Annotated in this window: 27 protein-coding genes; all 27 read right to left on the bottom strand. The window is 39.5% G+C overall.

Going from position 1 to position 21,338, the window contains the following annotated elements; all coding sequences use genetic code 11:
• Nucleotides 1–18: 18 nt before the first annotated feature.
• Nucleotides 19–201 carry a 50S ribosomal protein L30 gene (gene rpmD / locus ACTYBU_RS21425; RefSeq protein ID WP_101176328.1) on the bottom strand — a complete coding sequence of 61 codons (183 nt, stop codon included), beginning with the start codon at nt 199–201 and terminating at the stop codon, nt 19–21.
• A 13-nt stretch (nt 202–214) separates the two neighbouring features.
• Nucleotides 215–715: a 30S ribosomal protein S5 gene (gene rpsE, locus ACTYBU_RS21420; RefSeq protein ID WP_445492940.1), complete on the bottom strand. Its 501-nt coding sequence runs from the start codon at nt 713–715 to the stop codon at nt 215–217.
• A gap of 23 nt (nt 716–738) precedes the next feature.
• Entirely contained in the window at nt 739–1,101 is a 363-nt protein-coding gene (rplR, locus tag ACTYBU_RS21415; RefSeq protein ID WP_445492938.1) for a 50S ribosomal protein L18, read from the bottom strand.
• 32 nt (nt 1,102–1,133) lie between these two features.
• A complete protein-coding gene (gene rplF / locus ACTYBU_RS21410) occupies nt 1,134–1,670 on the bottom strand; it encodes a 50S ribosomal protein L6 (protein ID WP_445492936.1) in 537 nt (178 codons plus the stop codon).
• Between the two features lie 31 nt (nt 1,671–1,701).
• Nucleotides 1,702–2,100 carry a 30S ribosomal protein S8 gene (gene rpsH, locus ACTYBU_RS21405; RefSeq protein ID WP_445492934.1) on the bottom strand — a complete coding sequence of 133 codons (399 nt, stop codon included), beginning with the start codon at nt 2,098–2,100 and terminating at the stop codon, nt 1,702–1,704.
• Nucleotides 2,101–2,129: 29 nt separating this feature from the next.
• The gene (rpsN, locus tag ACTYBU_RS21400) at nt 2,130–2,315 is read right to left on the bottom strand and encodes a 30S ribosomal protein S14 (RefSeq protein WP_009499044.1); all 186 of its coding nucleotides are present in this window, start codon (nt 2,313–2,315) and stop codon (nt 2,130–2,132) included.
• A gap of 25 nt (nt 2,316–2,340) precedes the next feature.
• Nucleotides 2,341–2,880, bottom strand: coding sequence for a 50S ribosomal protein L5 (rplE, locus tag ACTYBU_RS21395; RefSeq protein WP_445492931.1), 540 nt, complete (start codon nt 2,878–2,880; stop codon nt 2,341–2,343).
• Nucleotides 2,881–2,906: 26 nt separating this feature from the next.
• Nucleotides 2,907–3,218 (bottom strand): 50S ribosomal protein L24, encoded by a 312-nt coding sequence (gene rplX, locus ACTYBU_RS21390; protein ID WP_445492929.1) that lies wholly within the window; start codon nt 3,216–3,218, stop codon nt 2,907–2,909.
• A gap of 35 nt (nt 3,219–3,253) precedes the next feature.
• Nucleotides 3,254–3,622 carry a 50S ribosomal protein L14 gene (rplN, locus tag ACTYBU_RS21385; RefSeq protein ID WP_445492927.1) on the bottom strand — a complete coding sequence of 123 codons (369 nt, stop codon included), beginning with the start codon at nt 3,620–3,622 and terminating at the stop codon, nt 3,254–3,256.
• 41 nt (nt 3,623–3,663) lie between these two features.
• Nucleotides 3,664–3,927 carry a 30S ribosomal protein S17 gene (gene rpsQ / locus ACTYBU_RS21380; protein ID WP_445492925.1) on the bottom strand — a complete coding sequence of 88 codons (264 nt, stop codon included), beginning with the start codon at nt 3,925–3,927 and terminating at the stop codon, nt 3,664–3,666.
• 19 nt (nt 3,928–3,946) lie between these two features.
• The gene (rpmC, locus tag ACTYBU_RS21375) at nt 3,947–4,150 is read right to left on the bottom strand and encodes a 50S ribosomal protein L29 (RefSeq protein WP_003351417.1); all 204 of its coding nucleotides are present in this window, start codon (nt 4,148–4,150) and stop codon (nt 3,947–3,949) included.
• Nucleotides 4,140–4,574 (bottom strand): 50S ribosomal protein L16, encoded by a 435-nt coding sequence (gene rplP, locus ACTYBU_RS21370; protein ID WP_443483172.1) that lies wholly within the window; start codon nt 4,572–4,574, stop codon nt 4,140–4,142. Before rplP ends, rpmC begins: the two co-directional genes overlap by 11 nt.
• 1 nt (nt 4,575) lies before the next feature.
• Nucleotides 4,576–5,232 (bottom strand): 30S ribosomal protein S3, encoded by a 657-nt coding sequence (rpsC, locus tag ACTYBU_RS21365; RefSeq protein WP_445492922.1) that lies wholly within the window; start codon nt 5,230–5,232, stop codon nt 4,576–4,578.
• Nucleotides 5,233–5,235: 3 nt separating this feature from the next.
• Nucleotides 5,236–5,577, bottom strand: a complete 342-nt coding sequence (rplV, locus tag ACTYBU_RS21360) for a 50S ribosomal protein L22 (protein ID WP_101176317.1) — start codon at nt 5,575–5,577, stop codon at nt 5,236–5,238.
• 18 nt (nt 5,578–5,595) lie between these two features.
• On the bottom strand, nt 5,596–5,874 hold the full coding sequence (rpsS, locus tag ACTYBU_RS21355; protein ID WP_443483169.1) for a 30S ribosomal protein S19: 279 nt from the start codon (nt 5,872–5,874) through the stop codon (nt 5,596–5,598).
• Nucleotides 5,875–5,934: 60 nt separating this feature from the next.
• Entirely contained in the window at nt 5,935–6,765 is an 831-nt protein-coding gene (gene rplB / locus ACTYBU_RS21350) for a 50S ribosomal protein L2 (RefSeq protein WP_445492919.1), read from the bottom strand.
• A gap of 28 nt (nt 6,766–6,793) precedes the next feature.
• Nucleotides 6,794–7,078 carry a 50S ribosomal protein L23 gene (gene rplW, locus ACTYBU_RS21345; protein WP_445492917.1) on the bottom strand — a complete coding sequence of 95 codons (285 nt, stop codon included), beginning with the start codon at nt 7,076–7,078 and terminating at the stop codon, nt 6,794–6,796.
• Nucleotides 7,078–7,701 carry a 50S ribosomal protein L4 gene (gene rplD, locus ACTYBU_RS21340; RefSeq protein ID WP_445492915.1) on the bottom strand — a complete coding sequence of 208 codons (624 nt, stop codon included), beginning with the start codon at nt 7,699–7,701 and terminating at the stop codon, nt 7,078–7,080. The genes rplW and rplD overlap by 1 nt, the downstream gene beginning before the upstream one ends.
• A gap of 25 nt (nt 7,702–7,726) precedes the next feature.
• Nucleotides 7,727–8,356 carry a 50S ribosomal protein L3 gene (gene rplC, locus ACTYBU_RS21335; protein ID WP_445492913.1) on the bottom strand — a complete coding sequence of 210 codons (630 nt, stop codon included), beginning with the start codon at nt 8,354–8,356 and terminating at the stop codon, nt 7,727–7,729.
• Nucleotides 8,357–8,395: 39 nt separating this feature from the next.
• A complete protein-coding gene (gene rpsJ, locus ACTYBU_RS21330; RefSeq protein WP_003354783.1) occupies nt 8,396–8,704 on the bottom strand; it encodes a 30S ribosomal protein S10 in 309 nt (102 codons plus the stop codon).
• Nucleotides 8,705–9,118: 414 nt separating this feature from the next.
• Complete coding sequence (gene tuf, locus ACTYBU_RS21325; protein ID WP_445492910.1) at nt 9,119–10,306, bottom strand: elongation factor Tu; 1,188 nt, start codon at nt 10,304–10,306, stop codon at nt 9,119–9,121.
• 113 nt (nt 10,307–10,419) lie between these two features.
• Complete coding sequence (gene fusA / locus ACTYBU_RS21320) at nt 10,420–12,495, bottom strand: elongation factor G (RefSeq protein WP_445492908.1); 2,076 nt, start codon at nt 12,493–12,495, stop codon at nt 10,420–10,422.
• 49 nt (nt 12,496–12,544) lie between these two features.
• A complete protein-coding gene (gene rpsG / locus ACTYBU_RS21315) occupies nt 12,545–13,015 on the bottom strand; it encodes a 30S ribosomal protein S7 (RefSeq protein WP_445492906.1) in 471 nt (156 codons plus the stop codon).
• A gap of 38 nt (nt 13,016–13,053) precedes the next feature.
• Nucleotides 13,054–13,476 carry a 30S ribosomal protein S12 gene (rpsL, locus tag ACTYBU_RS21310; RefSeq protein WP_233318670.1) on the bottom strand — a complete coding sequence of 141 codons (423 nt, stop codon included), beginning with the start codon at nt 13,474–13,476 and terminating at the stop codon, nt 13,054–13,056.
• A 99-nt stretch (nt 13,477–13,575) separates the two neighbouring features.
• A complete protein-coding gene (locus tag ACTYBU_RS21305) occupies nt 13,576–13,824 on the bottom strand; it encodes a 50S ribosomal protein L7ae-like protein (RefSeq protein ID WP_445492904.1) in 249 nt (82 codons plus the stop codon).
• Nucleotides 13,825–14,028: 204 nt separating this feature from the next.
• Entirely contained in the window at nt 14,029–17,628 is a 3,600-nt protein-coding gene (gene rpoC, locus ACTYBU_RS21300; RefSeq protein WP_445492902.1) for a DNA-directed RNA polymerase subunit beta', read from the bottom strand.
• Nucleotides 17,629–17,748: 120 nt separating this feature from the next.
• A complete protein-coding gene (rpoB, locus tag ACTYBU_RS21295; RefSeq protein WP_445492900.1) occupies nt 17,749–21,309 on the bottom strand; it encodes a DNA-directed RNA polymerase subunit beta in 3,561 nt (1,186 codons plus the stop codon).
• Between the last annotated feature and the right edge of the window lie 29 nt (nt 21,310–21,338).

The following is a 21,338-nucleotide window of genomic DNA, read 5'->3' as shown; positions in this document are numbered from 1 at the left end:
ATTGAAGAAGAATGTATTTTAGTTTTCTTTAACAGAAACAAGATGAGATACTTTATTAATCATACCGCGAATTGCAGCATTATCTTGTTGTTCAACTGTTTGATTTACTTTACGTAATCCTAATGCTTTAACTGTTTCGCGTTGGTCTTGCGGACGACCAATTACGCTTTTAGTGAGGGTAATTTCCAGTTTGTTTGCCATCTAATTTCCCTCCTTATCCTAACAGTTCTTCTACTGATTTACCACGTAACTTCGCTACGTCTTCAGCACGTTTTAATTGTTTTAAACCGTCTAAAGTTGCACGCACCATGTTAATTGGTGTATTAGTACCTAAAGATTTAGATAGAATATCAGCTACACCAGCTAACTCAAGTACCGCACGCACTGGTCCACCAGCGATAACTCCAGTACCTTCAGAAGCAGGTTTTAGTAAAATTTCACCAGCACCAAAGTGTCCGATTACTTGGTGTGGAATTGTAGAGCCAACCATTGGCACTTCAATTAGATTTTTCTTAGCGTCTTCTACCGCTTTGCGAATTGCATCAGGTACCTCTTGAGCTTTACCAGTACCAAAACCAACGTTACCATTTTTGTCCCCAACTACTACTAGAGCAGAGAAACGAAAACGACGTCCACCTTTAACAACTTTCGCTACACGGTTAATAGTAACTACGCGTTCTTCAAGTTCAAGTTTGTTTGGATCAATATGACGCATCTTTGTATGTCCCTCCTTTTCTATTAAAATTCTAGGCCGTTCTCACGAGCAGCATCAGCTAAAGCTTTTACGCGACCATGGTATAAATATCCTCCGCGATCGAACACGATTGCTTTAATACCTTTTTCCACTGCGCGTTTAGCTACTAATTCACCGATCTTAACAGCAGCATCTACATTGCTAGAAGAATCTAGGTTTAGTTCTTTATCTAACGTTGAAGCGTTAACGATCGTAACGCCATTTACATCATCAATAAGCTGAGCGTAAATGTGTTTGTTTGAACGGAACACATTTAAACGAGGACGAGCTTCAGTTCCGCTAAGTTTAGAACGCACACGTGCGTGTCTTTTCTTACGAACTTGATTTTTATCAGCCTTCGTAATCATTTAGGTCACTCCTTTCGTTTACCTATGCGGCATTACTTACCTGTTTTACCTTCTTTTCTACGTACAAATTCGCCTTCATAACGAATACCTTTACCTTTATAAGGCTCTGGTGGACGAACGTCACGAATGTTAGCAGCAAGAGCTCCAACACGTTCTTTATTTGTACCTTTAACAACTACTTTAGTTGCAGATGGTACTTCAATTTCAAGACCTGCTTCTGGTTCGATTTCAACTGGGTGAGAGTAACCTACGTTCAACACAAGTTTAGTTCCTTGTTTTTGAGCACGATAACCAACCCCGATTAATTCAAGACCTCTTTCGAAACCTTTAGAAACTCCTTCAACCATGTTAGCTAATAAAGCACGTGTCGTACCGTGTAATGCACGGTGCTCTTTAGATTCAGATGGACGAGTTATGTTAATTACGTTCTCTTCTAATTTGATAGCAATATCAGAATTAAAAGTACGAGTTAATTCACCTTTAGGACCTTTAACCGTTACAGCACTTTTTTCAATAGTAACTGTAACGCCTGCTGGTACTTCAATTGGTTTTTTACCTACGCGAGACATTTAGTTGCACCTCCATTCAATTAAAACTATATTACCAAACGTATGCTAAAACTTCTCCGCCAACTTGTTTAGCGCGAGCTTCTTTATCAGTAATTACTCCTTGAGAAGTAGAAACTAGTGCGATTCCAAGACCGTTTAATACACGAGGTACATCTGTAGCTTTTGCATAAACACGAAGACCAGGTTTACTAATACGTTTAAGTCCAGTAATTACACGCTCGTTGCTAGAACCGTATTTTAGGAAAATGCGGATAATTCCTTGTTTGTTATCTTCAATAAATTCTACATCACGTACGAAACCTTCACGCTTTAAAATTTCAGCGATTTCTTTTTTCATGTTAGAAGCAGGTACTTCTAATTTTTCGTGACGAACCATATTCGCATTACGGATTCTTGTAAGCAAATCTGCAATTGGATCTGTCATAACCATTGTTTTAACCTCCTTCCCAAAATGGGGTTTTACCAGCTAGCTTTTTTCACACCAGGAATTTGTCCCTTATATGCTAATTCACGGAAACAAATACGGCAAAGCTTAAATTTACGGTACACAGAATGTGGACGTCCACAACGTTCGCAACGTGTATATTCTTGTACTTTATATTTAGGCGTGCGTTTTTGTTTCGCAATCATTGACTTCTTAGCCACGTTTTCGCCTCCCTCTAATTAGAGATTACTTTTGGAACGGCATTCCAAATTGAGTTAACAGTTCACGAGCTTCTTCATCTGTGTTAGCAGTTGTAACGATAACAATATCCATTCCTCTTACTTTGTTCACTTTATCGTAATCAATTTCAGGGAATATTAATTGTTCTTTTACACCTAAAGTATAGTTACCACGACCGTCAAATGATTTTTTAGAGATACCACGGAAGTCACGTACACGTGGAAGAGATACAGATACTAATTTATCAAAAAATTCATACATGCGTTCTCCACGAAGAGTAACTTTTGCTCCGATTGGCATTCCTTCACGAAGACGGAAACCTGCAATAGATTTTTTCGCACGAGTAATTACTGGTTTTTGACCAGTGATTAACGTTAATTCTTCAACAGCTACGTCTAATGCTTTCGCATTTGCAACTGCATCACCAACACCCATGTTGATAACGATTTTTTCAAGTTTTGGAACTTGCATTACAGATTTATAATTAAACTTGCTCATTAGAGCTGGAGTAGTTTCTTTAACAAATTTTTCTTTTAGGCGGTTCATCCATTGTACCTCCCTTCTTCTTTGAACTATTTATCTAGAATTTCACCGGATTTTTTCGCTACGCGTACTTTTTTACCATCAACCGTTTTTGAACCTACACGTGTAGGAACACCAGTTTTAGGGTCGATAGGCATAACGTTGGATACATGAATAGCAGCTTCCTGGTCATTGATTCCACCTTGTGGATTCAACTGGGATGGCTTAGAGTGTTTCTTTACAATGTTAATTCCTTCTACAACCACACGGTTTTTCTTCGGGAATGCTGCAAGAACAACACCTGTTTTGCCTTTATCCTTACCAGAGATGACCATTACTTTGTCACCTTTTTTTACATGCATCTTTTCGCACCTCCTTAAAGGCAATTAAATTTATATTATAGTACTTCTGGAGCTAATGATACAATTTTCATAAAGTTGTTGTCGCGAAGTTCACGAGCAACTGGTCCAAAGATACGTGTTCCACGTGGACTCTTATCATCGCGGATAATTACACATGCGTTTTCATCGAAACGAATGTAAGTACCGTCTGCACGACGAACACCACTTTTTGTTCTTACAACAACTGCTTTTACTACGTCACCTTTTTTAACAACGCCACCTGGTGTTGCTTGTTTCACAGTAACAACGATAACATCACCGATGTTTGCAGTCTTACGTCCTGAACCACCAAGAACTTTAATAGTTAGTACTTCACGAGCACCAGAGTTGTCAGCAACTTTCAAACGTGATTCTTGTTGAATCATGTGTGTAACCTCCCTTCGGGATGAAGCTTAATTCCGAACAATTAGATAATAACTGCTTTTTCTACTACTTCTACAAGACGGAAACGTTTTGTAGCTGATAACGGACGAGTTTCCATAATACGGACGATATCGCCAGTTTTTGCTGTATTTTGCTCATCGTGAGCTTTATACTTTTTAGAGTATTTCACGCGTTTGCCATATAATGGATGTTTCTTGTGTGTTTCAACAACAACAGTAATCGTCTTATCCATTTTGTCTGAAACAACACGTCCAGTATAGACTTTGCGTTGATTGCGTTCGCTCATTTTACGAACCTCCTCTCACTTATCGATTATTGACGCCGATTTCTCTTTCACGAATGACAGTTTTCATGCGAGCAATCGCTTTGCGTACTTCACGAATGCGAGCTGTATTTTCAAGTTGTCCAGTCGCTAATTGAAAGCGAAGGTTGAATAGCTCTTCTTTTAAAGATTTAACTTTTTGTTCAATTTCTGCAGTGGTAAGGTCACGAATTTCATTAGCTTTCATTAGTTTCACCACCAATTTCTTCACGTTTTACAAACTTACATTTAACTGGAAGTTTGTGCGCTGCAAGACGAAGTGCTTCGCGTGCAATCTCTTCTGATACACCAGCAACTTCGAACATTACTTTACCAGGTTTAACAACTGCTACCCAACCTTCTGGAGCACCCTTACCGGAACCCATGCGGACTTCTAGAGGCTTTGCAGTGTATGGCTTATGTGGGAATATTTTAATCCAAACTTTACCGCCACGTTTCATATAACGAGTCATCGCAATACGAGCGGATTCGATTTGGCGGTTTGTAATCCAAGAAGCTTCTGTAGATTGTAAACCGTATTCACCGAAAGTTACTTCTGTTCCGCCTTTTGCTTGACCGCGCATTTTTCCACGGTGTACACGACGGTATTTCACACGTTTAGGTAGTAACATTTTATTTGCCTCCTTCCTCAGTTTTCTTCTTCGTTGGAAGGATCTCTCCACGATAGATCCAAACTTTTACACCTAATTTACCATAAGTAGTATCTGCTTCAGCAGTAGCATAGTCAATATCAGCACGTAAAGTGTGTAGAGGTACAGTGCCTTCACTGTAAGACTCAGCACGAGCGATATCTGCTCCGCCTAGACGGCCTGATACCATTGTTTTAATACCTTTAGCTCCAGAACGCATTGAACGTTGGATTGCCTGCTTTTGAGCACGACGGAAAGATACACGGTTTTCTAATTGACGAGCAATGTTCTCAGCAACTAGTTTTGCATCCATGTCTGCTTTTTTAATTTCAAGAATATTGATGTGTACACGTTTACCAGTAAGTGAGTTTAAAGCTTTTCGTAAAGCTTCCACTTCTGTACCACCTTTACCAATTACCATTCCTGGCTTAGCAGTGTGGATAGTTACGTTCAAACGATTTGCTGCACGTTCGATTTCTACTTTAGAAACAGATGCATCGTTTAAGCGTTTAGTGATATACTCACGTACTTTAAGGTCTTCGTGTAAAAGTTCAGCATAGTCTTTGCCTGCGAACCATTTTGATTCCCAATCACGAATAATTCCGACACGCAAACCGACTGGATTTACTTTTTGACCCACTGATTACCCCTCCTTCTTTTCTGATACAACGATAGTGATATGGCTAGTACGTTTGTTGATTTGGCTTGCACGGCCCATCGCACGAGGACGGAAACGTTTAAGTGTTGGTCCTTCATTCACATACGCTTGCTCAACCACTAAATTATTGATATCCATTTCGTAATTATGCTCTGCGTTAGCGATAGCAGATTTTAATACTTTTTCTATGATTGGAGAAGCAGCTTTTGGAGTTAACTTCAAAATTGATACTGCTTCACCTACTTGCTTACCTCGAATTAAATCTACGACTAAACGAGCTTTACGAGGAGCAATACGAACTGTATTAGCAACAGCTTTTGCTTGCATTAGAATGCCCTCCTCTCATTAACGTCTTGTTTTCTTATCGTCACTTGCATGACCTTTATAAGTACGGCTTGGTGCGAATTCTCCAAGTTTATGACCTACCATGTCTTCAGTAACATAAACTGGTACATGTTTACGACCATCATAAACAGCGATAGTTTGACCGATGAATTGTGGGAAGATCGTAGAACGACGAGACCAAGTTTTAATAACTTGTTTCTTTTCACTTTCGTTTAACTTTTCGATCTTTGTTAGTAAATGATCATCAACAAAAGGTCCTTTTTTTAAGCTGCGACCCATAATTGAACCTCCCTTCGTGATTGCTCTACGGTTCTATCAGTGAACCGTAGTTCAATCCCGTTATTTTTTACGGCTACGTACGATAAATTTATCTGATTTGTTTTTCTTCTTACGAGTTTTGAATCCAAGAGTTGGTTTACCCCATGGAGACATTGGTGATTTACGTCCGATTGGAGCGCGACCTTCACCACCACCGTGTGGATGGTCATTAGGGTTCATTACTGATCCACGTACAGTTGGGCGTTTGCCTAACCAACGAGAACGACCAGCTTTACCAATGTTGATTAGTTCATGCTGCTCATTACCAACTTGACCGATTGATGCACGACAAGTTGCAAGAATTAAACGAACTTCACCAGAGTTTAAGCGAACTAGTACGTATTTACCTTCTTTACCAAGAACTTGTGCAGATGTACCTGCTGAACGAACCAATTGTCCGCCTTTTCCTGGTTTTAATTCGATGTTGTGGATAACTGTACCCACTGGAATGTTAGCTAATGGTAATGCATTACCTGGTTTGATATCTGCTTCAGGTCCAGACATTACTTCTAAGCCAACTTCTAAATTTTTTGGTGCAAGAATGTAGCGTTTTTCACCATCTACATAATTGATTAACGCGATGTTTGCTGATCTGTTTGGATCATATTCAATTGTAGCAACGCGTCCTGGAATGCCATCTTTGTCGCGTTTAAAATCGATGATACGATATTGACGCTTATGACCTCCACCTTGATGACGAACTGTTAACTTACCTTGGTTGTTACGGCCGCCTTTTCTTGTTAAAGGAGCAAGCAATGATTTTTCTGGAGTACTTGTAGTGATTTCACTAAAGTCAGAGCTAGTCATACCGCGACGACCATTAGAGGTAGGTTTGTACTTTTTAATCGCCATTTCTATTCCCTCCTTTTCTTAATAGTTTTTATGCTTCAAAGAATTCGATTTCTTTGCTGTCTGCAGTTAATTTAACAATTGCTTTGCGACGTTTGTTTGTGTATCCTCCGAAACGTCCCATACGCTTGAACTTACCTTTGTAGTTCATGATGTTTACTTTTTCAACTTTCACGCCAAAGATTTCTTCTACAGCATCTTTAACTTGTGTTTTATTAGCTCTCACATCAACTTCAAACGTATATTTCTTTTCAGTCATTAAGTCAGTAGAACGTTCAGTGATAACGGGGCGCTTAATCGTTTCGCGTGCATCCATTATGCAAGCACCTCCTCTACTTTTTCAACTGCTGCTTTCGTCATGATAAGTTTATCATGATTTAAAACATCTAATACTGTAATGCCATCAGCAGTAACAACTGTTACGCCTGGGATGTTACGAGCAGATAATGCTACGTTTTCATCTAAGTCAGCAGTTACGATTAGTGCTTTTTTCTCAACAGAAAGATTACTAAGTAAGCCTTTGAAATCTTTTGTTTTTGGAGCTTCGAAAGCAAGACCTTGCAACACTAAAATATTCTCTTCTAATACTTTAGTTGATAATGCAGATTTAATAGCTAATCTACGAACTTTTTTAGGAAGTTTGTAGCTATAGCTGCGGGGAACTGGTCCGAAAACTGTTCCACCTCCACGCCATTGTGGTGATCTGATTGATCCTTGACGTGCACGTCCTGTACCTTTTTGGCGCCATGGTTTACGTCCACCACCAGCAACCTCAGAACGAATTTTAGTTTTATGAGTTCCTTGACGTAAAGAAGCTCTTTGCATAACAACTGCTTCAAATAAAACATGGTTGTTAGGCTCGATACCGAATACTGTATCTTTTAATTCGATATCTCCAGCTTGAGTACCGTCTTGGTTGAATAATGCAACTTTAGGCATTCTTATTTCCTCCTTTCCAGTTTAATTACTTCGCTTTTACCGCTGTTTTAATTTTTAATAAAGCTTTTTTAGATCCTGGAACATTTCCTTTAATTAATAAAAGATTGCGTTCTGCATCTACTTTAACGATTTCTAAGTTTTGTACTGTTACTTGTTCTCCACCCATACGTCCTGGCAATGCTTTACCTTTAAATACACGGTTTGGAGCAACAGGTCCCATTGAACCTGGGCGACGATGATAACGAGAACCGTGAGCCATTGGGCCGCGAGATTGTCCATGGCGTTTGATTGAGCCTTGGAAACCTTTCCCTTTAGAGATTCCTGTTACATCTACAATATCGCCTTCAGCGAATACATCTACTTTGACTTCTTGACCAACTTCATACTCATCTAAGTTTACTTCTCTCAATTCACGAACGAAGCGCTTAGGAGCAGTGTTTGCTTTTGCTACATGACCCTTTTCAGGTTTGTTAGCTAGCTTTTCGCGTTTGTCTTCAAAACCGATTTGAACAGATTCGTAACCGTCTGTTTCTACAGTTTTCTTTTGAAGCACTACGTTTTGAGCAGCTTCCACCACTGTTACAGGGATAAGATTGCCGTTCTCAGCAAATACTTGAGTCATACCAATTTTTCTTCCTAAGATTCCTTTGGTCATTTCAGTCACACCTCCTGATATTCATAATATTTATTGTTATTATAATTTAATTTCAATATCTACACCTGACGGTAAGTCTAAACGCATTAATGAATCAACTGTTTGTGGAGTTGGATTAACGATGTCAATTAGACGTTTATGCGTACGCATTTCAAATTGTTCACGAGAATCTTTATATTTATGAACCGCACGTAAGATCGTGTATACAGACTTTTCTGTCGGTAATGGTATCGGACCAGAAACAGCTGCACCTGAACGTTTTGCAGTTTCAACAATTTTCTCAGCAGATTGATCTAAAATTCTATGATCATACGCTTTTAAACGGATACGAATTTTTTGTTTTGCCATTATTTTCCCTCCTTTTCGCCTATTTTAGAATAGACATTCTCCGCAGAAATTTCCCACACACTCGCCATGGCAAAGCGGCCGGGTGTGTCAGCAACCTTCCACATCATCGCAGTCAAAGACCAACATTGTCTATTATACAGAAACCATATAAGAAAAGCAATAGTTTATATTTTTTTTCTTTTGTTTTTGTACACTCAGACTATTATACATAGATAAGCAGATTATTTCAAGGGATTCTTCAATTGTCGAAAAATTAGATCAGATTAACTTCACTTCTTAATTATAAGATTGCTACTCTTTAAATTTCTTTTAATCAGATTGCCTTCAGGCTGCTGTTGGTTTTATATATCCATTACTGGAGTTTACGGCATAAAAAAACAAGCCGGTTGAACCGGCTTGTTTTGCAAGTATTAATTACTCAACGATTGTAGCAACTACGCCAGCACCTACGGTACGTCCACCCTCACGGATAGAGAATTTAGTACCTTCTTCGATAGCGATAGAAGAAATTAGTTCAACATCCATTTCGATGTTGTCACCAGGCATAACCATTTCTACGCCTTCTGGTAAGTTACAAATACCAGTTACATCAGTTGTACGGAAGTAGAACTGAGGACGGTAGTTTGTGAAGAATGGAGTATGACGTCCACCTTCTTCTTTTGATAAAACGTAAACTTCAGCTTTGAATTTTACGTGTGGAGTGATAGTACCTGGTTTTGCTAATACTTGACCACGTTGGATATCTTCACGTGCAACACCACGAAGAAGTGCACCAATGTTATCTCCAGCTTCAGCATAATCAAGTAATTTACGGAACATTTCAACACCAGTTACTGTTGTTGATTTTTTCTCTTCAGCTAAACCGATGATGTCTACAACGTCACCAACTTTAACTTGTCCACGCTCAACGCGTCCAGTAGCAACTGTTCCACGTCCTGTGATTGAGAAAACATCCTCAACAGGCATCATGAATGGTTTTTCAGTATCACGAGCTGGAGTTGGGATGTACTCATCTACTGCAGCCATAAGTTCATTGATTTTTTCTTCCCATTCCGCTTCACCTTCAAGTGCTTTAAGAGCAGAACCTTTGATTACTGGAATATCGTCACCAGGGAATTCATATTCAGAAAGAAGGTCACGAACTTCCATTTCTACTAATTCTAATAACTCTTCGTCATCAACCATATCACATTTGTTTAAGAATACAACTAAGTGAGGTACACCAACCTGACGAGATAATAGGATGTGCTCACGAGTTTGTGGCATTGGACCATCAGTTGCAGATACAACTAGGATTCCGCCGTCCATTTGTGCAGCACCAGTGATCATATTTTTAACATAGTCAGCATGTCCTGGGCAGTCAACGTGTGCATAGTGACGAGTAGCTGTTTCATACTCAACGTGTGCAGTAGAAATTGTGATACCGCGTTCGCGCTCTTCTGGAGCAGCATCGATTTGATCATAACCGCGTGCTTCTCCTCCACCTACTTTTGAAAGTACTGTTGTAATAGCAGCTGTTAAAGTTGTTTTACCATGGTCAACGTGACCAATTGTTCCAATATTTACGTGTGGCTTTGAACGATCGTATTTAGCTTTTGCCATTAGGAAAATCCTCCTTTTAATTGTGAAAATTAAGTATTGGGAGCTGTGAATTTTCATCACAGCTTTATTGCTTACATAGTAGTTATACTTGATTAAAAAGGTAAAATCAACAATTACCCTTTATTTTTTTTGATGATCTCTTCCGAGATTGATTTTGGCACTTCTTCATAGTGGTCAAAAGTCATAGAGAATACTCCGCGACCTTGAGTGCTTGAACGTAAGTTTGTAGCATAACCAAACATTTCTGAAAGTGGAACCATAGCACGAACAACTTGAGCGTTACCGCGAGCTTCCATTCCTTCAACACGTCCACGACGAGAAGTAATATTACCCATAATATCACCCATGTACTCTTCTGGGATGATTACTTCAACCTTCATTACAGGCTCAAGAATTACAGGGCTACATTTTGAAGCAGCATTTTTAAGTGCCATGGAAGCGGCAATTTTAAACGCCATTTCAGAGGAGTCAACATCATGGTATGATCCATCAAATAGTTTTGCTTTGATGTCTACCAATGGATATCCTGCAAGTACGCCTCTATCTAAAGCATCTTCTAGTCCTGCTTGTACAGGAGCGATATATTCACGAGGAACTACCCCACCGACAATTGCATTTTCGAACTCGAAGCCTTTACCTTCATCATTTGGTGCAAACTCGATCCAAACGTGACCGTATTGACCGCGTCCACCAGACTGACGTGAGAATTTACCTTCTACCGCAGCTGAACTACGGAAAGTTTCACGATAAGCAACCTGAGGAGCACCAACGTTAGCTTCAACCTTGAATTCACGACGCATACGATCTACTAGAATATCCAAGTGAAGCTCACCCATACCAGCAATGATTACTTGACCAGTTTCTTGGTTAGTATGTGCACGGAATGTTGGATCTTCTTCTTGTAATTTTTGTAGAGCTGTAGTCATTTTATCTTGGTCTGCTTTTGATTTAGGCTCGATAGATAATTCAATAACTGGTTCTGGGAATTCCATTGATTCTAAGATTACTAAGTTCTTGTCATCACATAGAGTATCTCCAGTTGTAGTATCTTTAAGTCCAACCGCTGCTGCAATATCTCCAGCATGCACTTCTGAAATCTCTTGACGGCTGTTCGCGTGCATTTGTAGAATACGACCTACGCGCTCACGTTTCCCTTTAGTAGAGTTTTGTACATAAGAACCAGAGCTCAAAGTACCAGAATATACACGGAAGAATGTTAATTTACCTACGAATGGGTCTGTCATAACCTTAAACGCAAGTGCTGCAAATGGCTCTTCATCACTTGAATGTTTTTCTACTACTTCCTCTGTTTCAGGAACAGTACCTTTAATTGATGGTACATCTAATGGAGATGGCAAGTAGTCGATGACTGCATCAAGCATTTTTTGAACACCTTTGTTTTTGAAAGCAGATCCACAGATAACTGGATAGAATTCAACATTTACTGTTCCTTTACGGATAGCAGCTTTTAATTCATCAGTAGTAATTTCTTCCCCACCAAGATATTTCTCCATTAACTCTTCATCAAGCTCAGCTACAGCTTCTAGAAGTTTTTCACGGTATTCTTCAGCAAGGTCTTTATACTCTTCAGGAATTTCACGATCCTCAATATCTGTTCCTAAGTCATTACCGTAGAAAGTAGCTTTCATTTCCACTAAATCAATAATGCCTTCGAATTGATCTTCCGCACCGATTGGCAATTGGATAGCATGTGCATTTGCTTGTAAGCGTTCATGTAATGTTTTTAATGAATATAGGAAGTCAGCTCCTATTTTATCCATTTTGTTAACAAATACTACACGAGGAACACCATAAGTAGTTGCCTGACGCCAAACTGTTTCTGTTTGTGGTTCAACACCAGATTGAGCATCAAGAACTGCCACCGCACCGTCAAGTACGCGAAGAGAACGTTCAACTTCAACTGTGAAGTCTACGTGTCCTGGTGTATCAATGATATTTACGCGATTGCCTTTCCATTGCGCAGTTGTTGCAGCAGATGTAATCGTAATACCACGTTCTTGTTCTTGCTCCATCCAGTCCATTTGAGATGCACCTTCATGAGTTTCACCAATTTTATGGATACGACCAGTGTAATAAAGTACACGCTCAGTTGTCGTCGTTTTACCGGCATCAATATGGGCCATGATTCCGATATTACGAGTGTTTTCCAAGGAGAACTCTCTAGCCATTTGGTTTTTCTCCTTCCATTAAGAAAGTATTTTAGTTAAATTATTTATCTTACCAACGGTAGTGAGCAAACGCTTTGTTCGCTTCTGCCATTTTATGTGTATCTTCACGCTTTTTAACTGATGCACCAGTGTTGTTTGCTGCATCTAGGATTTCGTTAGCTAATCTCTCTTCCATTGTTTTTTCTCCACGAAGACGAGAATAGTTAACTAACCAACGCAAACCAAGTGTAGTACGTCTATCTGGACGAACCTCCACTGGAACTTGATAGTTAGAACCACCAACACGGCGTGCTTTAACTTCAAGTACTGGCATAATATTCTTTAAAGCTTGATCAAATACTTCGATCGCTTCTTTCCCAGTACGTTCTGCAACGATTTCAAAAGCTGAATATAGGATAGCTTGAGATTTACCTCTCTTACCATCTATCATCATTTTATTAATCAAACGAGATACAAGTTTAGAATTGTATATTGGATCTGGTAATACGTCTCTTTTTGCTACAGGACCTTTACGTGGCATTTGATTTCCTCCTTTCAATCATTCTATTTAAGTTTAATTTATTTTTTTGCTGCTTTTGGTTTTTTAGTTCCATATTTAGAACGACCTTGCATACGGTTGTTAACACCAGCTGTATCAAGTGCTCCACGAACGATGTGGTAACGTACCCCCGGTAAGTCTTTTACACGTCCTCCACGGATTAGTACAACACTGTGTTCTTGCAGATTGTGACCAATACCAGGAATGTATGCAGTTACCTCGATACCGTTAGTCAAACGTACACGAGCATATTTACGCAACGCTGAGTTCGGTTTTTTCGGTGTCATTGTACCAACACGAGTACATACACCACGTTTTTGAGGTGAAGATACGTCTGTTTGTGTTTTCTTGAAACTGTTGTAACCTTTGTTTAACGCAGGTGACTTCGACTTCTCTTGTGCAGATTGACGAGGTTTGCGCACTAATTGGTTAATAGTTGGCATTTCTTTTTCCTCCCTTCTTTTATGTTTAAAGCCCACACATCCAGGTGGTTCATATTAGGGCAAAAACAAAGTTTTCATGGTTAGTTCCATAAAAACAGTTTAATTAATTATGGCAACAGCTGCTGCGCCTACTTCTATACCACATGATTTGCCTAGCTTCATCATGGAATCAACAAGTATAATAGGTACATTAACTTGTTTAGCTGCTTCTGTTACTTTTCCAATATGAAATGGATCTGCATCCTTAGCAACTAATATCTCCGTTATGTTACCTTTTTTTAACGCTTTGACTGTTTGCTTTGTTCCTACTACATATTTATTTGCCTGCAATACTTTATCATAAGACATATTATATCCTCCAAAGCAACAGGTGAATAGGAGCACCTTTGATATAGTAACATCTAGAAAACTTAATGTCAATCATTTCACCTAAAAAAATAAGATGGTTTTCATAAACTGTTAACACGGGTCTAAAACCCACCATTCAAACATTGTAGATTGGCAGTTTTTAGACCCAAAGTGTTTATACAGTTTCTTCTATTGTCAAACTAATTAATCAACTGTTACCGTTTCTTCAGTCGATTCTTCTGCTGTAATAGGTTCTGCATGTCGATATCTCGGCATACCAGTTCCTGCTGGCACTAGTTTACCAATAATTACATTTTCTTTTAATCCTAATAATTCATCACGTTTTCCTTTAATTGCTGCATCAGTAAGAACTCTTGTTGTTTCTTGGAAAGATGCCGCAGATAAGAATGAATCTGTTTCAAGTGAAGCTTTTGTAATACCAAGCAATACAGGTCTTCCTGTTGCTGGTAATTTACCTGCTCGTAACGCTTTAGAGTTTGCATCAGTAAATTGGTGAATATCAAGTAGCGTACCAGGCAGTACATCCGTTTCCCCAGCATCAACCACACGTATTTTACGAAGCATTTGACGAACCATTACTTCAACGTGTTTATCCCCAATTTCAACCCCTTGCATACGATATACTTTTTGCACTTCACGCAATAAGTACTCTTGAACAGCAGTCACATTTTTCACTTTAATCAATTCTTTCGGGTCAATAGAACCTTCAGTCAATTCTTGACCTTGTTCAACTACGTCGTCCACTTTAACTTTTAATCTTCCTGTATATGGCGCAGTATATGTTTTTGTTTCCAGTTCACCTTGAATCGTAATTTCATGCTGACGGTCTCTTCCTTCATTGATTCCGACCACCACACCAGCAATTTCTGAAATAACAGCCTGCCCTTTCGGATTACGAGCTTCGAATATTTCTTGGATACGAGGTAAACCTTGTGTAATATCATCTCCAGCAACTCCACCTGTATGGAAAGTACGCATTGTTAACTGTGTACCTGGTTCTCCAATAGATTGTGCTGCAATAATACCTACAGCTTCGCCAACTTCTACCTCTTGGCCAGTTGCTAGATTTCTGCCATAACATTTTTTACATACACCGTGGCGAGTATTACATGTAAAGGCAGAACGAATCCATACTTCTTCAATATTAGCCTCTACCACTTCTACAGCAAGATCTTCAGTAATTAACCCATTTTCTGGAACCATTACTTCCTGAGTTTCTGGATGCTTAATGGCTCTTCTTGCATAACGACCAATTAAACGCTCTTCTAAAGGTTCAATTATTTCTGTTCCTTCTTTAAGAGCAGCCACTAATAAGCCTCTATCTGTTCCACAATCATCCTCGCGAACAATAACATCTTGAGCAACATCAACAAGTCGACGAGTCAGATAACCTGAATCGGCTGTTTTAAGTGCTGTATCAGCAAGACCTTTACGTGCTCCGTGTGTCGAAATAAAGTACTCTAATACAGTTAATCCTTCACGGAAACTAGAGATGATTGGCAACTCAATAATTCTACCAGCCGGGTTTGCCATTAATCCGCGCATACCAGCAAGCTGTGTAAAGTTAGATGCGTTACCACGGGCACCAGAGTCACTCATCATAAAGATTGGATTTCGTTTATCAAGTGATTTCATCAGTTTAGCCTGAATTACATCTTTAGCAGAACTCCAAATCGAGATAACTCGATCATAACGTTCTTCTTCTGTAATTAATCCACGTCTAAATTGTTTTAATACGTTATCAACTTTCCCTTGAGCTTCGTCGATAATTTCTTGTTTTTCACCTAAAACAACGATATCCGCAACCCCTACAGTGATACCTGCTTTTGTTGAATGTCTAAATCCTAGATCTTTCATTCTATCAAGCATTTTAGATGTTTCGGTAATTTTAAATCGTTTAAAGACTTCCGCAATTATATTCCCAAGGATTTTCTTTTTAAATGGTTCTATAATAGACATTTCTCTTATTGCTGCAGGTATATCCGTTCCTTTTTTAACAAAGAATCTTTCTGGCGTTTTCTCTTCAAGATTCGCCTTAGTTGGTTCGTTGATATAAGGGAAGGATTTAGGCAAGATTTCGTTAAAAATCAGCTTTCCTACCGTTGTAATCAGCAGTTGTTTATTTTGTTCTTCCGTAAATGTTTCGTTATTTAAAGAGTTTGCACGAACAGCAACACGAGTGTGTAAATGAACATAGCCATTTTGGTATGCCAACACTGCCTCACTTGTATCGTTGAAGATCATGCCTTCTCCTACAGCACCATCTCGTTCTAAAGTTAGGTAATAGTTACCTAGAACCATATCCTGTGAAGGAGTAACAACTGGTTTTCCATCTTTAGGGTTCAAGATGTTTTGGGCAGCAAGCATTAGCAGCCTTGCTTCTGCTTGCGCTTCAGAAGATAACGGAACGTGAACTGCCATTTGGTCACCATCAAAGTCAGCGTTGTACGCCGTACATACTAATGGGTGAAGGCGAATTGCACGCCCTTCAACTAATGTTGGTTCAAACGCTTGGATTCCTAATCTGTGAAGCGTCGGTGCACGGTTAAGCAATACTGGATGCTCTCTAATTACCTCTTCTAAAACATCCCAAACTTCAGGTTGAACTCTCTCAATTTTACGTTTAGCAGATTTAATATTATGCGCTAAACCTTTTTCCACTAATTCTTTCATAACGAAAGGTTTGAAAAGCTCTAACGCCATTTCTCTTGGTAAACCACATTGGTACATCTTTAAGTTTGGTCCAACAACGATAACCGATCGACCAGAATAGTCAACACGTTTACCGAGCAAGTTTTGACGGAAACGACCTTGTTTTCCTTTTAGCATATGAGAAAGAGATTTTAACGGTCTATTTCCTGGTCCTGTTACTGGACGGCCGCGGCGGCCATTATCGATTAACGCATCTACTGCTTCTTGAAGCATGCGTTTTTCGTTTTGGACAATGATGCTTGGAGCTCCTAAATCCAACAATCTTTTTAAACGATTGTTACGGTTAATCACTCGGCGATATAGATCATTTAAATCAGATGTAGCAAAACGACCGCCATCTAATTGAACCATCGGACGAAGTTCTGGTGGAATAACAGGGAGTACATCTAAAATCATCCATGAAGGCTCATTACCAGAACCACGGAACGCTTCCAATACTTCCAGTCGTTTAATAGCACGAGTACGACGTTGTCCTTGTGCTGTTTTTAGTTCTTCTTTTAATGCATCTACGTCTTTATTTAAATCAATGTCAGAAAGAAGCTTCTTAATTGATTCTGCTCCCATAGAAGCTTGGAATTTAGAACCATATTTATCGCGATATGCTCTATATTCTTTTTCAGATAGAAGCTGTTTTTTTTCTAGCGCTGTGTCACCAGGATCCGTTACTACATAAGAAGCAAAATAAATTACTTCCTCTAACGCACGCGGAGACATATCCAGAACAAGACCCATACGGCTAGGAATCCCTTTAAAGTACCATATATGTGATACAGGTGCTGCTAGTTCGATGTGCCCCATGCGTTCACGACGTACTTTTGCACGAGTTACTTCCACGCCGCATCTGTCACATACTACACCTTTATATCTTACACGTTTATATTTTCCACAATGACATTCCCAGTCTTTTGTAGGGCCGAAAATACGCTCGCAAAATAAACCGTCTTTTTCCGGTTTTAATGTTCGATAGTTAATTGTTTCTGGTTTTTTCACTTCACCAAATGACCATGAGCGAATCTTGTCTGGTGAAGCAAGGCCTATTTTCATAAATTCAAAATTGTTTACATCCAACAAGGGTCCTACCTCCCTTTTGATCTTCGGGCTAATCCTTCACTGCCACTTAAAAATAAGTACTTATATCTTATGAAGGCTGACCCTTTTCATTAGTGTCAGCCTTCATCCAGTTACTTCAAATTACTCTTGTATGCCTACTTTTTCTGACTCAGGCTCTTGTGTATCAGGTGCTATTGTAAGAGATTCAGCTTGTTGAATATCATCATCATCGTCTGTATCTCGCATTTCAATTTCTTCTTCAGTGCTTGATAGAATTTTTACATCCAATCCTAAACTTTGAAGTTCTTTCATTAATACGCGGAATGATTCCGGTACACCCGGCTCTGGAACATTTTCGCCTTTTACAATTGCTTCATACGTTTTCACACGACCAACAACGTCATCTGATTTAACCGTAAGAATTTCTTGTAAAGTATAGGCAGCTCCATATGCTTCAAGAGCCCATACTTCCATCTCTCCAAAGCGCTGTCCTCCAAACTGTGCTTTTCCGCCCAGTGGCTGCTGTGTCACTAGAGAGTATGGTCCAGTTGAACGAGCATGAAGTTTATCATCAACCATGTGTGCCAGTTTGATCATATACATGACACCAACAGATACACGGTTGTCAAATGGCTCTCCTGTACGTCCATCATAAAGAACTGTTTTAGCATCTTGTGCCATGCCAGCTTCTCTAATTGTTTCCCAAACATCTTCTTCCCTAGCACCATCAAATACCGGTGATGCAACGTGGATATTTAAGCTTCTTGCAGCCATTCCTAGATGCAGCTCCAGCACCTGTCCGATGTTCATACGAGATGGCACACCTAATGGGTTTAACATGATATCTACAGGTGTTCCATCTGGAAGATATGGCATATCCTCTTCTGGTAATATACGAGAAATTACCCCTTTATTACCATGTCGTCCTGCCATTTTATCGCCTTCGTGAATTTTACGTTTTTGAACAATATATACACGTACAAGCTGATTTACACCTGGAGGCAGTTCATCTCCATCTTCACGATTAAATACTTTTACATCATGAACAATTCCGCCGCCGCCATGTGGAACTCGTAAGCTTGTATCACGAACTTCACGTGCTTTTTCACCGAAGATAGCATGTAATAAGCGTTCTTCTGCAGTTAATTCTGTCACACCTTTTGGCGTTACTTTTCCTACAAGAAGATCTCCGTCTTTTACTTCTGCTCCAATGCGAATAATCCCACGATCATCCAGGTTGCGTAATGCATCTTCCCCGACATTCGGAATATCACGAGTGATTTCTTCCGGTCCAAGCTTTGTATCACGTGATTCTGATTCGTATTCCTCAATATGAATGGATGTGTAAACATCATCTTTCACCAAACGCTCACTCATAATGATGGCATCTTCATAGTTATAACCATCCCATGTCATAAAGGCTACTAATACGTTTCTTCCTAACGCAAGTTCTCCTAATTCCATAGATGGACCGTCAGCAAGGATTTCTCCTTTTGTCACTCTGTTTCCAACAGCAACAATAGGACGTTGGTTATAGCACGTACCCTGGTTTGAACGGATAAATTTCAGCATTCTATATTTATCTAGGTCACCTTTAACCTCTTGACCATCAATTACTTTAATTCTTCTAACCCAAACTTCACGAGCTTCTACATGCTCAACAATACCTTCGTGCTTACAAATAACAGCGGCACCAGAGTCTTTACCAGAAACATATTCCATTCCTGTTCCTACTCTTGGAGCTTCCGGCTGCATTAACGGCACTGCTTGACGTTGCATGTTCGCACCCATAAGCGCACGGTTCGAGTCATCGTTTTCTAAGAATGGAATACACGCTGTTGCAGCAGATACTACCTGCTTCGGCGAAACATCCATATAGTCTACTCTGTCACGGCGGACAACTGTGTTTTCCCCTCTAAAACGGGCAACTACTTCCTCATCCAAGAAAGAACCATCGTCGCCAAGGCGAACGTTAGCTTGTGCTACTACATAGTTATCTTCTTCATCGGCTGTTAAATAGTCAATTCGGCTTGAAACCAACCCTGTTTCCGGATCTACTCGGCGGTAAGGTGTTTCAATAAAACCAAAACGATTTACTTTTGCAAAAGATGATAAAGAGTTAATAAGACCAATGTTTGGTCCCTCTGGAGTTTCAATCGGACACATACGACCATAATGGGAATAGTGAACATCACGAACTTCCATCCCTGCACGTTCCCTTGTTAAACCACCAGGTCCTAATGCAGATAAACGACGCTTATGCGTTAACTCCGCAAGCGGATTTGTCTGATCCATAAATTGGGACAACTGAGAGCTACCAAAGAACTCTTTAATTGATGCAATAACCGGTCTAATGTTAATTAACTGCTGTGGAGTGATCGTATTTGTATCTTGAATAGACATTCTTTCACGAACAACACGCTCCATTCTGGATAAACCAATACGGAATTGGTTTTGCAGCAATTCACCTACAGAACGCAGACGTCTGTTTCCTAAATGGTCGATATCATCTGTTAAACCTACACCATGTAACAAGTCAAAGAAATAACTAATAGAGGCAATAATATCTGCTGGAGAAATGTTTTTCACTGCTTCTTCTACATATGCATTGCTTATTACGTTAATCTCTTTTTCTCCTTCGTCGTTAGGGGAATAGATTTTAACAGATTGCACAATAACTTCATCTTCCAATACACCGCCATATGGGCTTAATGTTTTAAATCCGATGTTATTTTCTAAGTTTGGTATAATGCGGTCCAATGCACGACGATCTAAAAGCGTTCCTTTTTCAGCTATTATTTCGCCGGTTTCCGGATCTACTAGCGTTTCTGCTAAACGCTGGCCAAACAATCTATTTTTTATATGAAGTTTTTTATTAATTTTATAACGTCCTACATTTGCAAGATCATATCTTTTAGGATCAAAAAACCTTGAAACTAATAGACTTTTTGCATTTTCAACTGTAGGAGGCTCACCAGGACGCAAACGCTCGTATATTTCTAATAGAGCTTTCTCTGTTCCTTCTGTGTTGTCTTTTTCTAAAGTATTGCGTAAATATTCATTGTCCCCGATCAAATCAAGGATTTCTTGATCAGATCCAAATCCTAAAGCACGCAAAAGTACTGTAACTGGCAGTTTACGAGTACGGTCAATACGTACGTAAACAACATCCTTTGCATCAGTTTCATATTCTAACCATGCACCACGGTTCGGAATAACAGTCGCAGTAAAGCCTTTTTTTCCGTTTTTATCTAATTTCCCATTGTAATAAACACTTGGAGAACGAACTAACTGAGAAACGATAACACGTTCTGCTCCGTTAATAACGAATGTCCCAGTTTCAGTCATAAGCGGGAAATCACCCATGAATACATCTTGGTCCTTTACTTCTCCTGTTTCCTTGTTAACAAGACGAACCTTCACCCGCAAAGGTGCAGAGTATGTAACATCTCGTTCTTTTGATTCTTCTACTGAATATTTTGGATCCCCTAAGCTGTAATCGATAAATTCAAGCGATAAGTTGCCAGTAAAGTCTTCAATCGGTGAAATATCCTGAAACATTTCACGTAATCCCTCATCTAGAAACCATTGATAGGAAGAGGTTTGGATTTCTATTAGATTTGGTAATTCTAAAACTTCACTAATTCGTGCATAGCTTCTTCGCTGGCGGTGTCGTCCATACTGAACAAGTTGACCTGTCAACTGATTCACCCCTCAAATCAAACGTTATA

This window comes from Niallia sp. 03133 (assembly GCF_052663225.1).
This window is presented reverse-complemented; position numbering and strand designations above follow the sequence as displayed.

Bases quoted from the DNA above. Each gene is read 5' to 3' on its own strand.
- rplR (WP_445492938.1), bottom strand. From the start codon at position 1,101: ATGATTACGAAGGCTGATAAAAATCAAGTTCGTAAGAAAAGACACGCA.
- rpsL (WP_233318670.1), bottom strand. From the start codon at position 13,476: ATGCCAACTATTAACCAATTAGTGCGCAAACCTCGTCAATCTGCACAA.
- rplN (WP_445492927.1), bottom strand. From the start codon at position 3,622: ATGATTCAACAAGAATCACGTTTGAAAGTTGCTGACAACTCTGGTGCT.
- rplF (WP_445492936.1), bottom strand. From the start codon at position 1,670: ATGTCTCGCGTAGGTAAAAAACCAATTGAAGTACCAGCAGGCGTTACA.
- rplP (WP_443483172.1), bottom strand. From the start codon at position 4,574: ATGTTACTACCTAAACGTGTGAAATACCGTCGTGTACACCGTGGAAAA.
- rpmC (WP_003351417.1), bottom strand. From the start codon at position 4,150: ATGAAAGCTAATGAAATTCGTGACCTTACCACTGCAGAAATTGAACAA.
- rplC (WP_445492913.1), bottom strand. From the start codon at position 8,356: ATGACCAAAGGAATCTTAGGAAGAAAAATTGGTATGACTCAAGTATTT.
- fusA (WP_445492908.1), bottom strand. From the start codon at position 12,495: ATGGCTAGAGAGTTCTCCTTGGAAAACACTCGTAATATCGGAATCATG.
- rpsS (WP_443483169.1), bottom strand. From the start codon at position 5,874: ATGGGTCGCAGCTTAAAAAAAGGACCTTTTGTTGATGATCATTTACTA.
- rplE (WP_445492931.1), bottom strand. From the start codon at position 2,880: ATGAACCGCCTAAAAGAAAAATTTGTTAAAGAAACTACTCCAGCTCTA.
- rplX (WP_445492929.1), bottom strand. From the start codon at position 3,218: ATGCATGTAAAAAAAGGTGACAAAGTAATGGTCATCTCTGGTAAGGAT.
- rpsJ (WP_003354783.1), bottom strand. From the start codon at position 8,704: ATGGCAAAACAAAAAATTCGTATCCGTTTAAAAGCGTATGATCATAGA.
- rplB (WP_445492919.1), bottom strand. From the start codon at position 6,765: ATGGCGATTAAAAAGTACAAACCTACCTCTAATGGTCGTCGCGGTATG.
- rplD (WP_445492915.1), bottom strand. From the start codon at position 7,701: ATGCCTAAAGTTGCATTATTCAACCAAGACGGTACTCAAGCTGGAGAT.
- rpsE (WP_445492940.1), bottom strand. From the start codon at position 715: ATGCGTCATATTGATCCAAACAAACTTGAACTTGAAGAACGCGTAGTT.
- rpsH (WP_445492934.1), bottom strand. From the start codon at position 2,100: ATGGTTATGACAGATCCAATTGCAGATTTGCTTACAAGAATCCGTAAT.
- rpsQ (WP_445492925.1), bottom strand. From the start codon at position 3,927: ATGAGCGAACGCAATCAACGCAAAGTCTATACTGGACGTGTTGTTTCA.
- ACTYBU_RS21305 (WP_445492904.1), bottom strand. From the start codon at position 13,824: ATGTCTTATGATAAAGTATTGCAGGCAAATAAATATGTAGTAGGAACA.
- tuf (WP_445492910.1), bottom strand. From the start codon at position 10,306: ATGGCAAAAGCTAAATACGATCGTTCAAAGCCACACGTAAATATTGGA.
- rplV (WP_101176317.1), bottom strand. From the start codon at position 5,577: ATGCAAGCAAAAGCTGTTGCTAATACAGTTCGTATTGCTCCTCGTAAA.
- rplW (WP_445492917.1), bottom strand. From the start codon at position 7,078: ATGGATGCACGCGAAACGATTAAGCGCCCCGTTATCACTGAACGTTCT.
- rpsG (WP_445492906.1), bottom strand. From the start codon at position 13,015: ATGCCACGTAAAGGTCCTGTAGCAAAAAGAGACGTATTACCAGATCCA.
- rpmD (WP_101176328.1), bottom strand. From the start codon at position 201: ATGGCAAACAAACTGGAAATTACCCTCACTAAAAGCGTAATTGGTCGT.